Annotated in this window: 11 protein-coding genes; 3 read left to right on the plus strand and 8 right to left on the minus strand. The window is 66.0% G+C overall.

Going from position 1 to position 13,737, the window contains the following annotated elements; all coding sequences use genetic code 11:
• Positions 1 to 27 precede the first annotated feature (27 nt).
• Both clpB and EBBID32_RS20380 read right to left on the minus strand, forming a co-directional pair.
• Positions 28 to 2,607 carry an ATP-dependent chaperone ClpB gene (gene clpB, locus EBBID32_RS20375; RefSeq protein ID WP_006966011.1) on the minus strand — a complete coding sequence of 860 codons (2,580 nt, stop codon included), beginning with the start codon at positions 2,605 to 2,607 and terminating at the stop codon, positions 28 to 30.
• A 119-nt stretch (positions 2,608 to 2,726) separates the two neighbouring features.
• On the minus strand, positions 2,727 to 4,349 hold the full coding sequence (locus tag EBBID32_RS20380) for a M28 family metallopeptidase (RefSeq protein ID WP_006966013.1): 1,623 nt from the start codon (positions 4,347 to 4,349) through the stop codon (positions 2,727 to 2,729).
• Positions 4,350 to 4,498: 149 nt separating this feature from the next.
• Between EBBID32_RS20380 and EBBID32_RS20385 the strand changes: the two genes are divergently transcribed.
• The 3 genes from EBBID32_RS20385 (at position 4,499) to EBBID32_RS20395 (ending at position 8,272) form a co-directional block, all read left to right on the plus strand.
• The gene (locus EBBID32_RS20385) at positions 4,499 to 7,372 is read left to right on the plus strand and encodes a M16 family metallopeptidase (RefSeq protein ID WP_037492203.1); all 2,874 of its coding nucleotides are present in this window, start codon (positions 4,499 to 4,501) and stop codon (positions 7,370 to 7,372) included.
• 22 nt (positions 7,373 to 7,394) lie between these two features.
• Positions 7,395 to 7,697: a hypothetical protein gene (locus tag EBBID32_RS20390; protein WP_006966017.1), complete on the plus strand. Its 303-nt coding sequence runs from the start codon at positions 7,395 to 7,397 to the stop codon at positions 7,695 to 7,697.
• Between the two features lie 101 nt (positions 7,698 to 7,798).
• The gene (locus EBBID32_RS20395) at positions 7,799 to 8,272 is read left to right on the plus strand and encodes a MarR family winged helix-turn-helix transcriptional regulator (RefSeq protein ID WP_037492205.1); all 474 of its coding nucleotides are present in this window, start codon (positions 7,799 to 7,801) and stop codon (positions 8,270 to 8,272) included.
• Here the strand turns inward: EBBID32_RS20395 and EBBID32_RS20400 are convergent.
• The 6 genes from EBBID32_RS20400 to EBBID32_RS20425 form a co-directional block, all read right to left on the minus strand.
• Complete coding sequence (locus EBBID32_RS20400; RefSeq protein WP_006966021.1) at positions 8,258 to 8,884, minus strand: LutC/YkgG family protein; 627 nt, start codon at positions 8,882 to 8,884, stop codon at positions 8,258 to 8,260. The two genes, EBBID32_RS20395 and EBBID32_RS20400, sit on opposite strands and share 15 nt — an antisense overlap.
• Entirely contained in the window at positions 8,881 to 10,290 is a 1,410-nt protein-coding gene (locus tag EBBID32_RS20405) for a lactate utilization protein B (protein WP_006966023.1), read from the minus strand. The genes EBBID32_RS20400 and EBBID32_RS20405 overlap by 4 nt, the downstream gene beginning before the upstream one ends.
• Positions 10,287 to 11,042 (minus strand): (Fe-S)-binding protein, encoded by a 756-nt coding sequence (locus EBBID32_RS20410; RefSeq protein ID WP_006966025.1) that lies wholly within the window; start codon positions 11,040 to 11,042, stop codon positions 10,287 to 10,289. The genes EBBID32_RS20405 and EBBID32_RS20410 overlap by 4 nt, the downstream gene beginning before the upstream one ends.
• Positions 11,039 to 12,007 (minus strand): alpha/beta hydrolase, encoded by a 969-nt coding sequence (locus EBBID32_RS20415; RefSeq protein WP_006966027.1) that lies wholly within the window; start codon positions 12,005 to 12,007, stop codon positions 11,039 to 11,041. The genes EBBID32_RS20410 and EBBID32_RS20415 overlap by 4 nt, the downstream gene beginning before the upstream one ends.
• Positions 12,004 to 12,801, minus strand: coding sequence for a rhamnogalacturonan acetylesterase (locus EBBID32_RS20420; RefSeq protein WP_006966029.1), 798 nt, complete (start codon positions 12,799 to 12,801; stop codon positions 12,004 to 12,006). The genes EBBID32_RS20415 and EBBID32_RS20420 overlap by 4 nt, the downstream gene beginning before the upstream one ends.
• Positions 12,802 to 12,892: 91 nt before the next feature.
• A complete protein-coding gene (locus tag EBBID32_RS20425) occupies positions 12,893 to 13,657 on the minus strand; it encodes an SDR family NAD(P)-dependent oxidoreductase (RefSeq protein WP_006966031.1) in 765 nt (254 codons plus the stop codon).
• Between the last annotated feature and the right edge of the window lie 80 nt (positions 13,658 to 13,737).

The following is a 13,737-nucleotide window of genomic DNA, read 5'->3' on the forward strand; positions in this document are numbered from 1 at the left end:
GGGCATGGCCCCTCCTGCCTTGTCATGTCAGGCGACGCTGAGCGCCAGCGCGCCGTCGCCATCCTCGACCCGCACCTGCGATCCGTCGGGCACCTCCCCGCGCAGGATCAGGTCGGCGAGCGGGTCTTGCAAATAGCGCTGGACCGCGCGCTTCAACGGGCGCGCGCCATAGACCGGGTCATAGCCGACCCGCCCCAGCCACGCCCGCGCGCCATCGGTCAGGTCGAGCGCGATCTTGCGATCTTTCAGCAGTTTTTGCACGCGGGCGACCTGGATATCGACGATCGGCGCCATATGGGCGACGCCGAGGCGATGGAACAGGATGATTTCGTCCAGACGATTGAGGAATTCGGGGCGGAAATGGCCGCGGACGACCTCCATCACCTGATCCTCGACCTTTTCGACCGGATCATCATCACCCAGCGCCGCGATATACTGGCTGCCCAGATTCGATGTCAGCACGATGATCGTGTTGGTGAAATCGACCGTGCGACCCTGCCCGTCGGTCAGGCGGCCGTCGTCCAGCACCTGGAGCAGGATGTTGAACACGTCGCCATGAGCCTTTTCGACCTCATCGAACAGCACGACCTGATAGGGCCGGCGGCGGACGGCTTCGGTCAGGACGCCGCCTTCCTCATAGCCGACATAGCCGGGCGGCGCGCCGATCAGGCGGGCGACCGAATGCTTTTCCATGAATTCGCTCATGTCGATGCGGACCATGGCATTTTCATCGTCGAACAGGAAACCGGCCAGCGCTTTGGTCAGCTCGGTCTTGCCAACGCCGGTGGGGCCAAGGAAGAGGAAGGAGCCGAGCGGGCGGTTGGGGTCCTGTAATCCCGCGCGGGCGCGGCGGACGGCGGTGGACACCGCTTTCACCGCATGGGCCTGCCCGATGACGCGCTTGCCCAGCGTTTCTTCCATCGCCAGCAATTTTTCGCGCTCACCGGTCATCATCCGCTCGACCGGAATCCCGGTCCAGCGGGCGACGACCCCGGCAATATCCTCGGCCGTCACTTCCTCGCGCAGCATCGCGCCTTCGGACGCGGTTGCCGCTTCGGCGAGGCGTTTTTCGAGACCAGGGATGGTGCCGTAGGACAGTTCGCTCATCTTCGCGAGGTCGCCGGCGCGCTGCGCCTGTTCCAGTTCGAGCCGGGCGGCGTCGAGCTGTTCCTTTATCTTGGCTTCGCCCGCAATCTTGTCCTTTTCCGCCTGCCAGCGGGTGGTCAGTGAGGCGGACTGTTCCTCCAGATTGGCAAGGTCGGTTTCCAGCGTGGCCAGCCGGTCGGCCGAGGCCTTGTCGGTCTCCTTCTTGAGCGCCTCACGCTCAATCTTGAGCTGGATGATGCGGCGGTCGAGATTTTCGATTTCTTCCGGCTTGGATTCCACCTCCATCCGCAGGCGCGACGCGGCCTCGTCCATCAGGTCGATCGCCTTGTCGGGCAGGAAGCGGTCGGTGATATAGCGGTTGGAGAGGGTCGCTGCCGAGACCAAAGCGCTGTCGGTGATCCGCACGCCATGGTGCAGCTCATATTTTTCCTTGAGGCCACGCAGGATGCTGACCGTGTCCTCGACCGTGGGTTCGCCGACGAACACCGGCTGGAAGCGGCGCTGGAGCGCGGGGTCCTTTTCGACATATTTGCGATATTCGTCGAGCGTGGTCGCGCCGATGCAATGGAGTTCGCCGCGCGCCAGCGCTGGTTTCAGCAGATTGCCCGCGTCCATCGCGCCTTCGGATTTGCCCGCGCCGATCAGCGTGTGCATTTCGTCGATGAAGAGGACGACCTGGCCCTCCGCGGCCTTGACCTCGTCGAGCACGCCCTTCAGCCGTTCCTCAAACTCGCCGCGATATTTGGCCCCGGCGATCAGGCTGCCCATGTCGAGCGCCATCAGCGTGCGGTCTTTCAGCGTATCGGGCACGTCGCCATTGGCGATGCGCAGCGCGAGCCCCTCGGCGATCGCGGTCTTGCCGACGCCGGGGTCGCCGATCAGGACAGGGTTGTTCTTGGTCCGGCGGGCGAGGATCTGGATGGTGCGGCGGATTTCCTCGTCCCGGCCGATCACCGGATCGAGCTTGCCGCTGCGCGCAGCTTCGGTCAGGTCGCGGGCGAATTTCTTGAGCGCGTCATAGCGATCCTCCGCGCCTGCGGTGTCGGCGCTGCGGCCCTGACGCAGATGGTTGATCGCGGCGTTGAGCGATTCGGGCTTCACGCCAGCGGCGCTAAGCGCCTTGCCCGCCGTCGTGGTGGTGGCCAGCGTCAGCGCGAGCAGCAGCCGTTCGACAGTGACGAAGCTGTCGCCCGCCTTGCCCGCGACCTGTTCGGCGCTGTCGAGCACGCGCACGGCGTCATTGTCGAGGCCGGGGGTCTGCTGCGCGCCGCTGCCGGACACCGACGGCACCTTGGCGAGCGCTGCGTCCGTGTCGCGCAACGCGACTTCGGGCGCGCCGCCCGCCGCCTTGATAAGGCCCGACGCCATGCCCTGCTCATCCTCCAGCAATGCCTTCAGCAGATGTTCGGGACTGATCCGCTGATGGCTCATGCGGATTGCGACGGTTTGCGCCGACTGGAGGAAGCCCTTGGCGCGGTCGGTGAATTTTTCGAGGTTCATGACTTACCTTTGTGAAGCCCTTGGCTCTTTATGAAACTGCGGCTGATGTGGTGTTGCCCAAAGGCCACACAAGAGGCACTACGCAATTTCCACCAAGGACCGTTTCTTTTCGGCCCGACTTATTTCGGTTTGTCGGCCTTGGGCTGATCCGGGGCGAAGGCGTCGCCGAAAAAGTCGCCCTGATACCAGCGTGGCGCTTGCGGCGCGTCGGCGATGTCGCGGGCGATGGCGTAATTGACGCGGGCGAATTTTGCCGCAGCCTGCCAGTTGAACGGCAGGCGGATCTGGTCCGACGGCTGATGATAGTCGGTCTTGAGGAAATGCTCGAACGCCGCTTTGCCCGGCCCTGCAAAGCCGGTCATCAGGAATACCGAGGGCACGCCTTCCTGCACGAAGCGATAATGGTCGGACCGGGTGAAGAGGCCTTCGGCAGGCAGCGGATCGGGCGAGAGGGTGACGCCTGCGGATGTGGCGGCGCGATCGACGATTGGGCCGAGCGTCGAATGTTCCGCGCCGAATGCGACGACATCGGCAAAATCATAGGTCAGGATCGGCATGTCGAGATTGACCACGCCGACGAGTCTGCCACCGGCGGGCAGGACAGGATTGCGGGCGAGATATTGCGAACCGAGCAGGCCGTCCTCCTCCGCCGTGACCGCCGCGAACAGGATCGAGCGTTTGGGGCGGGTGCCGCTGTCGGCAAAGGCCTTGGCGACCGCCAGCATCGTCGCGGTGCCCGACGCATTGTCCATCGCGCCATTATAGATTTTGTCATCGCCCTTTGCGCTTTGCCGCACGCCATTATGGTCGAGATGGGCCATCAGCAGCACATATTCATGCCCCAGTGCCGGGTCCGATCCGGGCAGGATGGCGATGACATTGGATGAGGCGGCGGTGCGGACGCTGCTGGTGCGGTCAAGCCGGACGAGGGGCTTGAGGGCAAAGCCCTTGGGACGCCCGCCCTTCTTGCCCGCAAGCTGCATGATCGCGGCGATCTTGCGGCCTGACCCGGCGAACAGGGCGTCGGTCGCGGTGCCATTGACCGAAGCGCCGCCGCGAATGGCGGGGGTGCGGGTGAAGGGTTTGGCCTGTGCGTCGAGCCAGCTGACGGTCGGTTCGCTGGCGCGGTCGCGCAGCTTTTCCCAGGGGGTGCGGGCGAGCAGGCTGGGGCTGGGAATGGTGATGAGGCCAATGGCGCCGGCCTTTTGCGCGGCCAATGCCTTTTCGGCGGCGAGATGCGCACCGACTTCGCTGGGCATTCCGACTGGCGAGCCGGAAAGGACCACGGCGAATTTACCGCGCAGGTCGAGGCCCGCATAATCGTCGATCTTCTCGCGGTCCGATTGCAGGCCGTAGCCGACGAACACCGCGCCCGCCTCTATGCTCTGGACCGGTTCGCGGCCGAAAGCACCGATGGCGACGTCGCCGGCCGTGTCGAAGCGGGTGCTGCCAATGGTGAGCGCGGGCTTCACCTTGGGATCGAGTTCGGCCAGCGCCAGCGTGACCGGCTGATACCAGCTGTCCTTGACCGCCTGTTGCAGGCCGAGCGCGGCGAAGCGGGCGGCGACGTAGCGGGCGGCGATGTCATAGCCGCGCGTCCCGGCGTCGCGCCCTTCGAGCAGATCGTCGGCCAGGAAGCTGACATCGGCGCGGATCGCGTCCGGGGAGAAGCCTGGTTCCTGCGCGAGGGCGGGCGCGGATAGGGCGAGCAGCGAGGCAAGCAGGGGCAGGCGGCGGAACATGGGGGAGCCTTTGTAATCTATGATGTCCCGGAACCTATCGCGGCCAGCCGCGCTGTCCAGCGTCAAGCGTATTGCGCTGCTAAAACGCAGCGCTATCCTAGCGTCCTCCGCGGGTGACCAACCCGGCTGCATTTTCTTAGAGGTTGTTCATGACCCTTTCCCCCCTGTCGCGTCGCCTGTCCCTGCTGATCGGCCTGTCTGCGATTGCCCTGACCCCCATGACGCAGGCGGTGGCGCAGACCGCCCCGCAAGCCGCCAGTGCTGCGCCAGCCCCGCTCTCCAGCCTCGTGTCGGCGGTCGATATTCCCTATGAGGAATTCACGCTGAAGAACGGGCTGCGGGTGATTGTCCATACCGACCGCAAGGCGCCGGTGGTGGCGGTGTCGATCTGGTATCATGTGGGATCGCGCTTTGAACCGGCGGGCAAGACCGGCTTTGCCCATCTGTTCGAGCATCTGATGTTCTATGGCTCCGAAAATGCCGACGGGCCGTTTTTCGGGCGGCTGGAGGATATTGGCGCGACCGACTGGAACGGGACGACCTGGTTCGACCGCACCAATTATTTCGAGACGGTGCCGACCGGGGCGCTCGACCGGGCGCTGTTCCTGGAATCTGACCGGATGGGGCATCTGCTGGGCGCGGTGACGCAGCAGAAGCTGGATACACAGCGCGGGGTCGTCCAGAATGAAAAGCGGATGGGGGAGAATGAACCCTATGGGCTGGTCGAATATGCGCAGCTTGCGGCGCTGCTGCCCGAAGGCCATCCCTATCGCCACTCGACCATCGGGTCTATGGCGGACCTGAACAGCGCCAGCCTGAGCGATGTGCAGGGCTGGTTCAAGACCCATTATGGTCCCAACAATGCCGTGCTGGTGCTGGCGGGCGATATTGATGCGGCGACCGCGAAGAAGAAGGTGGAGCGCTGGTTCGGCAATATCGCCGCTGGTCCCGCGCCGCAGGATGTGGATGCGACCATCCCGACGCTCGACAAGGATGTCGAAAAGCTGATGCACGATAATGTCGCGGCTACCCGGCTCTATCGCAACTGGGTGGTGCCGGGCGTCAATGGCGCGGATCTGCCCGCGCTCGATCTGGCGCTGTCGGTATTTGGCGGCCTCGCCTCCTCACGCCTCTACACCACGCTGGTGCGGGACGAGAAGGTAGCGGTGGGGGTCAAGGCCAGCGTCCAGCCATTCGAGAAGCTCAGCATCGCCGAGATTACGGTCGATGTGAAGCCGGGGACCGACGCGGTTGCGGTGGGCAAGCGGCTCGATGCGCTGCTGGCCGACTATCTGGCCAAGGGACCGACCGCCGACGAGGTGCAGCGTGCCGCGACCCGGCAGCTGGCGGGGACAATATCGGGACTTGAGCAGGTTGGCGGCTTTTCGGGCAAGGCGGTGACGCTGGCCGAGGGGGCGGTCTATTCCAACGACCCGGAGAAATATCGCAAGGATCTGGCCGCCTATGCCACCGCGACCCCGGCCCAGGTGGGTGAGGCTGCGCGCAAATGGTTGGGGCGGCCGGTGTTCCGCCTGACCGTGGCGCCGGGTGAACGATCGGCGGCGGACAATGCGCTGGCAGGGAATGCCACCCATAAGCCGGCCTATTTCCGTGATCCCGCCGCGCCCGCTCCGGTCGCGGCGACGCCGCCAGCGCCCACCAAGATCGCCGAGCCGCCGATCGAACCGGTGGCCGATCTGGATTTCCCGACGGTCGAACATGCGAAGCTGAAGAACGGCATAGCGGTGCAGTTTGCGCGGCGGGCGACGGTGCCGACGGTGCGGGTGTCGGTGGCGTTCGACGCAGGCAATGCGGCGGACGACCGGGCCAAGCTGGGGACGGCGGCGCTGACGACCGCGTTGCTGGACGAAGGCACCAAAAGCCGCAGCGCGCTGGACATCGCGCAGGAGCAGGAGCGGCTGGGCGCGTCGGTGAGTGCGGGCAACAGCATGGACCGGACCACGGTGGGGCTGTTTGCGTTGAAGCCCAATCTGGATGCGTCGCTGGGGCTGCTGGCCGATGTGGTGCGTAATCCGGCCTTTGCGCCGACCGAGGTGGAGCGGTTGCGCGGGCAGATGCTGACCCGGATCGCGGCGGAAAAGACCGAACCGACCGCGATCGCCCAGCGCATGTTGCCGCCCTTGCTTTATGGCAAGGCGCATCCCTATGGCATTCCCTTCACCGGGTCCGGCACGGAGAGCGGGGTCAGGGCGGTGACGCGGGCGGACCTGACCGCCTTCCATGATCGCTGGCTGCGGCCCGACAATGCGACGATCTTCGTCACCGGCGACACGAGTCTCGCCGAGTTGCTGCCGCTGCTGGAAAAGCGCTTTGGCGACTGGAAGGCACCGGCGACGCCAAAGGGCACCAAGCTGTTCCGCATGGACCGGATGGCGCGCCCGGCGCGGATCATCCTGATCGACAAGCCGCAAAGCCCGCAGTCGATGATCCTGGCCGGGGTGCTGACGAGCAAGAAGGGGACCGACAATCCGGTGACGCTCCAGTCGGCCAATGAAGTGCTGGGCGGCAGCACGACGTCGCGGTTGACCATGGATTTGCGTGAGACCAAGGGCTGGGCCTATGGCGCGGGGACGTCGCTGCCGGGCGTCAAGGACACGATCCCGCTGCTGGTCTATGCCCCGGTGCAGACCGACAAGACCGGCGAATCGATCATTGCGGCGCGGCAGGACATCAAGGATTTCCTGACGACCAAGGGGACGAGCGAGGCCGAGCGCAACCAGACGATCAACGGGCAGATATTGTCGCTGCCCGGCAGTTTCGAGACATCGTCCGACCTGCTGGGGGCGATGATGCGCAACAGCCTGATCGGGCGGGCTGACGATTTCTACGAGACGCTGCCCAATATCTATCGCGCGATGACGGCGGCCGATTTTGACAAGGCGGCGCGGGAGGCGATCAATGCCGACGGGCTGATCTGGGTCGTGGTCGGCGACGCGAAACTGGTGCGTCCGCAGCTTGACGCGGTGGGCCTGCCGGTGGAGACCGGCACCCTGGCTGACTGAAATTTCTGAAGGAGTGAACAAGATGGCAAGTGTCGATGGCGCCTATGATTGCGTGGCCAAGACGCCGATGGGCGACCAGAAGGGCGTGTTCACCGTGATCAGCAATGGCGACCGGTTCAACGGCACCTTTGCGGGCATGATGGGATCGCTCGACGTGGTCGATGGCAAGGTCGCGGGCAATAAGCTCATCTGGAAGATGGAAATGACCATGCCGATGCCAATGACGCTGGAGTGCGAGGCGGAAGTCGCAGGCGATGCGGTCACCGGGACGATGCAGCTGGGGGCGTTCGGGGCGTCGGCCTTTGCCGGCACGCGGCGGGCCTGAGCCTAGCGGGGTTCGGGTGATGCCCGGACCCCTTAACCCGACACTGAGCTGGACAATCACGCGCACTTGCATGCTTTTGATTAATTAGCTAACTAATCGAAATGGTTGATCGGGAAGCTGGGCGGGCGTTGTTGCATGGGCTGGGCCCGGTGGCGCGGGGGTGGCGGCAGGCGGCGGACGGGGCGCTGGCCGGGCTGGACGTGTCCGGGAGCGCGGGCTGGTGTCTGGTGCATCTCGATAGCGTCGGCGCGGTGCCGCGACAGGCCGAACTGGCGCTGTTGCTGGAGGTCAGTGCGCCGTCACTGGTGCGGACGCTGGACCAGTTGCAACGGGCCGGGTGGATCGAGCGGACGGTCGATCCCGATGACGGGCGGTCCAACCGGGTGACGCTGACCCCGGCGGGCAAGACAATGGCGGGACAGATACAGGCGCGGCTGGACGCATTGGGCGACGACTTGCTGGCCGGGCTGCCTGCCGAGGCGGTCGAGATCGGGGTCGAACTGCTGCAACTCCTTAATCTGCGGCTGGCCGAGGAACGGGTGACGCGCCTGTCGGCCCAGTTAGGTGACGGGTAGAATCCCGCCGCGCAGCAGGATGACGTGAAGATAGCGCGGGCCGTGCGCGCCGCGGACATAGGTGCCTTCGATGTCCGTGGTGCCGGACACGCCGGTGATCCAGTAATGGGCGCGGGGTTGCGGGCCGGGGAGCGGCGCGTCCTCCAGATGGGCGGCAATGGCGGCGACGGGTAGCAGCACGATATGGTGCAGCGTCAGGAAGTTGGGCAGCATCGGCGCGGTCGGGCTGGTCTCGAATATCAGCGATCCGGTTTCGGCGATGCCGAGCCGCGCGATGGCGAGGGTGGCGGTTTCGTCGGGCGCGGCATTGGCGTGCAGGGTGAAGGCCGACCAGTCGCATGGGGCAAGGCGCGGGTCGGGGGGGCAGCAGAGGGTGAGGGGTTCGTTTTCCGCGTGCAGGTAGCGGGCGATGGCCGCCGGGAGGTCGGTGAGGCTGGCGATGACGTCATGGCTGGCATTGACGCTGGGGAGGGCCAGCCGGGCGAGGAATTCGGATTCGAGATTGGTGGCATCCACCGCCGGGCGTTCCGGGGTGTCGAGCAGGGCGGCGGCCTCCGCCGCGAGCGGGGGAGGGCTTTTGAGGCGGGCGAGGATCGCGTTGCGGGCGCTCATTTGCGCTGCTCCCGCTGATATTGGGTCATGAAGCTTTGCGCGGCGGGTTTGGGGAGGTCGCGATATCGGGTCCAGCCGCCCGCCAGCGGCAGGCTGGCGATCCAGCCCTTGCGGCCGAGCAGGCGGATCGCACGGATCGCAAGGCCGGTGCCGAGGCGGTATAGCGCCGGGCGGGTGGCGACCCAGGCCCAGAGGCCCAGCCCTGCGCGCATGGAGGTCGGCTCCAGCCCTTCGCGCCAGCTTTTCTCGCGCCAGCCCTTGAGCAAAGTGGGGAGGGGGATTTTGACCGGGCAGACTTCCTGACATTTGCCATTGAGGGTGCAGGCATGGGCGAGGTCACGATTGGAGGCCAGCCCGTCGAGCGCGGGGGTGAGGACCGCGCCCATCGGACCCGGATAGGTGCCGCCATAGGCGTGGCCGCCAATCTGGCGGAACACGACGCAATGATTCATGCACGCGCCGCAGCGGATGCAGCGGAGCATATCCGCCAGACCTTCCTCGCGCATTTTGGTCCGGCCATTGTCGACCAGGACGATGTGCATTTCTTCCGGCCCGTCGCGGTCGCCGGAGCGTCTGGGGCCGGTGTAGAAGGTCGTATATTGGGTGAGCGCCGCGCCGGTGGCGGAGCGGGCCAGCATCCGCAGCATGGGAATCGCGTGGGGCATTGAGGGCACGATCTTCTCGATCCCGGCGGTCACGATATGGACGCGCGGGGGGACGAGCGAGAGTTCGGCATTGCCTTCATTGGTGACGGTGCAGACCGCGCCCGTATCCGCGATCAGGAAGTTCGCACCCGATATGCCGACATCCGCGCCCAGCATCTTGGCCCGCAGTTCGCGCCGGGCGCTCTGGGCCATGGCGGCGATAGTTTCTTCCTCGTGCGGGGTGCGATGTTTGGCCTTGAACAGGGCGGAGACCTGCTCGCGGGTCTTGTGCATGGCGGGCCAGATGATGTGCGAGGGCCGTTCATCGGCGAGCTGGATGATATGTTCGGCAAGGTCGGTTTCGACCCGGCCGATCCCGGCTTCCTCCAGCGCGTGGGGCAGGCCGATCTCCTCCCCCAGCATGGATTTGGAGCGGGCGACGCTTTTGGCGCCCGCCGCTTTGCAGATATTCATGACGATCTGACAGGCTTCGTCGGCGGTCTGCGCCCAGTGGACCTGCGCGCCCGCCGCGATGGCGCTGGCCTCGAACTGCTCCAGATAGGGGCCGAGATGGGCGATCACATGATCCTTGATCGCGGCGGCGCGGGTGCGGGCAGCCTCGAAATCGGGGAAGGCGTCGATGGCGATGGCGCGCTTGGCTTCTGCTGTCCCGGCAGTGCGCTCGACCGCGATCTTGAGGATCGGGTCGGCCAGCGCGGCGTCGGCGCGATTCAGGAAAGAGGGGGTGGTGAAATCGCTCATGCTTCCTCGCCAATGGCGGGGCCGTCGCCCATGCCCGCGATCAGTTCGATGGCATGGAAGGCGCGGACCTTGCTGCCGTCGCGGTGGAGCTTGCCCGCCATGTTCATCAGGCAGCCGAGGTCGCCCGCGAGCAGCAGGTTCGCCCCGGTGGCGTCGATCGCTGCGGCCTTTTCGCCGACGATGGCGTTGGAGATGGCAGGATATTTGACGCAGAAGGTGCCGCCGAAGCCGCAGCAGGTTTCCGCGCCTGACAGCGGGGACATCGACAGGCCGTCGATCGCGTTGAGCAGGCGGCGGGGCTGGGCCTTGATGCCCAGTTCGCGCAGGCCCGAACAACTGTCATGATAGGTGGCGGTGGCGGGCAGGCGCACGCCGTCGGGTTTCCAGCCGCAGACTTCGTCCAGATAGGCCATGACCTCGAACGTCTTGGCGGCGACCGCCTGCGCGCGGGGGAGCCATGTCGCGTCCTGTTCAAACAGTTCGGGATAATGGCAGCGGATCGTGCCTGCGCAGGAGCCGGACGGGACGACGATGGCTTCATAGGGTTCGAGCGCGGCGATCGTCTGTTTTGCCAGCGCCACGGCATGGTCACGGTCGCCACTGTTGAGCGCGGGCTGGCCGCAGCAGGTCTGGCCCTGCGGCACGACCACCTCGCACCCGGCGGCTTCGAGCGCGCGAATGGCGGCGAAACCGATGCGCGGGCGCATGATGTCGACCAGGCAGGTGACGAACAGGGCGACATTTCTGGTCATAGGCCGTGGCGTTTCGCGAAATGAAGGAACAGGTCGGGCCAGGGCGCGGGCGCGGCAGGCGGGGCGATCAGGCCAAAGCCATGGCCACCATTTTCAAACAGATGGGCTTCGACCGGGATGCCCTTGGCGCGCAGGACGGCGAGCATGGCGAGGCTGTTTTCGGGCGGCACTACCTTGTCGTCCAGCGCATGGGCCATGAACACCGGCGGGGTTTGCGCGCTGACATTCTGGTCGAGCGAATAGGCGCGCATTGTTTCGGGCGATGGGGACGGGCCGAGCAGCTGGGTGCGCGATCCCTGATGGACGAAGCTGCCCTCCATCTGGATCACCGGGTACATATAGGCGGCGATGGCGGCCTTGACCGGTTCGTTGTCGGCGGCGTCGATCGGCGTGTAAATCTGTTCTGGCGAGCGGCTGGTGAGCCAGGCGGCGAGATGGCCGCCCGCCGAAAAGCCGATCACGCCGACGCGGCTGGCGTCATATTGCTCACGGGCACCAAGCGCGCGGACGAGGCGCAGGGCGCGCTGGGCGTCCTGCAACGGCGCTTGCGGGCCTGCCGCCCAGCCATCGGCGGGCAGGCGGTAGAGAAGGCTATAGCAGGCATAGCCTGCGTCGGCGAAGCGGCGGGCGACGCTATAGCCTTCATGGCCGATCGCGACGCGGCTGTAGCCCCCGCCGGGGATGAGCAGGATCGCCGCGCCATTGGGCTTTGCCGGGCGAGTCAGGGTCAGCGTTGGCGTGGTGACATGGGTGAAGAGGCTGTCATGCGGGCCGCTGTCGGCACGGCGCAGGGTTTCGGTTTCGGTCACGGTCACATGATCGCTGCCCGGCGCCCTGCCCGGCCATATCGGGAAGCGGACAAGGCCCGGCGGCAGGGGGATGGCCTGCGCCTGGGCGAGTGACGGGGCTAGCGCGGCACCGGCGATCGCGCCGGAAAGCAGCGTGCGGCGGTCGATCATCGTCATTGGCAATCCGTCCTTCCAAGCGAGGCAGTGCGGGTCAGGGCCGGGCGAGGGTCGGCTATTTTGGCGGAGATGGGAAGGGCCAGAGCCTTTAGCCCGTCGGCGACCAGATCGGCCACCTGCCGCGCGCCCAGCTCGCTGAAATGGGTATCGTCGCTGACGCCCTTGGGGAAGGCGGGGATTTTGTCGTCCATACTGTAGTGGAGGTAGAGGGATTTGGACGCCTCCGGCCCGGCGCGGTCGAGCCAGGCGCGGGAGCGGGCTTCCAGGTCGATGAGCGGGGTGGCGGTTCTGGCGGCGAGATCGCGCACCACGGCGGACCAGGCGGGATAATCGGCGATGGCGCGCCTGTCCGGGCCGAAGTTGCGCCGCGCGACCGGGGTGAGCAGGACGGGGACGCCGCCCGCGATCCGCACGTCGCGGATGAAACGGAGGAGATTGTCGCGATAGTCGGTCTGGGCGGGTGCCCAGCGTTCGGGCTTGGCACGGGTCTGGTCATTATGGCCGAACTGGATCAGCACTGTGTCGCCCGGCATGATGTCGGCGCGCAGCGCGTCCCAGCGCCCTTCGGCCAGGAAGCTGCGGGTGGAGCGGCCATTTCTGGCATGGTTGAGGATGCGCACGTCCGGGGCGGCGGCACAGCGCAGCATCATGCCCCAGCCGGTTTGCGGATAACGGGCGGGGGCATAATCGGCGGCGGTGGAATCGCCCGCGATCAGGATGGTGTTGCCGGGGCGGGTGGCGTGCGCGGGGCTGGTGAAAAGGAGGGTGAGGATCAGCAGGATGGCGCGCTTCATGTATCGACCCCCTTGACGTCATTCCCGCGCAGGCGAGATGGTGGGAGATGGATCCCCGCCTTCGCGGGGATGACAGGGGCAGGTTTGGGAGTCACTGCAAATTCACATACATGCCGCCATCGACCAGCAGCGCGGCGCCGGTGACATAGGCGGCCATGTCTGATGCCAGAAAGACGATGGGTCCGGCGAGATCCTCCGGCGCGCCGAGGCGGCCCAAGGGGGTGCGCTGTTCCATGTAGCGGCGCTTTTCATCGTCGGCGAGATCATCCTTGTTGATCTCCGTCAGGATCGTGCCGGGCAACACGCTGTTGCAGCGGATATTATGCTTGCCCAGCGCAATAGCGGTGGACTGCATCAGCGAATGGACGCCCGCTTTGGTGGGCGTGTAATGGGTCTGATATTCGCCGCCGACCAGTGCGGAGATGGAGGAGACGGCGACGATGGAGCCGCCATGGCCCTGTTTCACCATCTGCTGGGCGGCGGCCTGCACCATGAAATAAGCGCCGTGCAGGTTCACGCGAAAGGTGCGCTCGACGACATCGACCGGCATGTCGAGAAAGGCGTGGAAGGGGCAGATGCCCGCATTGCTGACCATGACGTCGACCTTGCCGAAGGCGTCCACGGCGCGGGCGACGAAATCCTGCGCGGTCTGCGGGTCGGCGACGTCGCCCTTTACCGCGATGGCGCGCTGGCCCAGCGCCTCGATCGCCGCGACGCAGCTTTGGGCGGGACCGTCGCTATTGGCATAGTTGATCGCGACATTCGCGCCATGCTGGGCGGCACCGATGGCGGCGGCACGGCCGATGCCGGTCGATGCGCCGGTGACGAGGACGGTCTTGCCTTCAAGCAATTTCATGGGGCGGGGCTTTCGTTGGTTGGATGATCATCCTCCCCTGCAAGGGGAGGTGGCGCGCGCGCAGCGCGTGACGGAGGGGT

Origin of the sequence: Sphingobium indicum BiD32, assembly GCF_000382885.1 — a bacterium.
Lineage (GTDB): Bacteria > Pseudomonadota > Alphaproteobacteria > Sphingomonadales > Sphingomonadaceae > Sphingobium > Sphingobium japonicum_C.

What these genes read in the sequence shown, in the direction of transcription:
- clpB (WP_006966011.1), bottom strand. Translation starts at nt 2,607, where the DNA reads ATGAACCTCGAAAAATTCACCGACCGCGCCAAGGGCTTCCTCCAGTCG.
- EBBID32_RS20405 (WP_006966023.1), bottom strand. Translation starts at nt 10,290, where the DNA reads ATGAGCGATTTCACCACCCCCTCTTTCCTGAATCGCGCCGACGCCGCG.
- EBBID32_RS20415 (WP_006966027.1), bottom strand. Translation starts at nt 12,007, where the DNA reads ATGACGATGATCGACCGCCGCACGCTGCTTTCCGGCGCGATCGCCGGT.
- EBBID32_RS20400 (WP_006966021.1), bottom strand. Translation starts at nt 8,884, where the DNA reads ATGAGCGCCCGCAACGCGATCCTCGCCCGCCTCAAAAGCCCTCCCCCG.
- EBBID32_RS20385 (WP_037492203.1), top strand. Translation starts at nt 4,499, where the DNA reads ATGACCCTTTCCCCCCTGTCGCGTCGCCTGTCCCTGCTGATCGGCCTG.
- EBBID32_RS20390 (WP_006966017.1), top strand. Translation starts at nt 7,395, where the DNA reads ATGGCAAGTGTCGATGGCGCCTATGATTGCGTGGCCAAGACGCCGATG.
- EBBID32_RS20380 (WP_006966013.1), bottom strand. Translation starts at nt 4,349, where the DNA reads ATGTTCCGCCGCCTGCCCCTGCTTGCCTCGCTGCTCGCCCTATCCGCG.
- EBBID32_RS20395 (WP_037492205.1), top strand. Translation starts at nt 7,799, where the DNA reads ATGGTTGATCGGGAAGCTGGGCGGGCGTTGTTGCATGGGCTGGGCCCG.
- EBBID32_RS20420 (WP_006966029.1), bottom strand. Translation starts at nt 12,801, where the DNA reads ATGAAGCGCGCCATCCTGCTGATCCTCACCCTCCTTTTCACCAGCCCC.
- EBBID32_RS20425 (WP_006966031.1), bottom strand. Translation starts at nt 13,657, where the DNA reads ATGAAATTGCTTGAAGGCAAGACCGTCCTCGTCACCGGCGCATCGACC.
- EBBID32_RS20410 (WP_006966025.1), bottom strand. Translation starts at nt 11,042, where the DNA reads ATGACCAGAAATGTCGCCCTGTTCGTCACCTGCCTGGTCGACATCATG.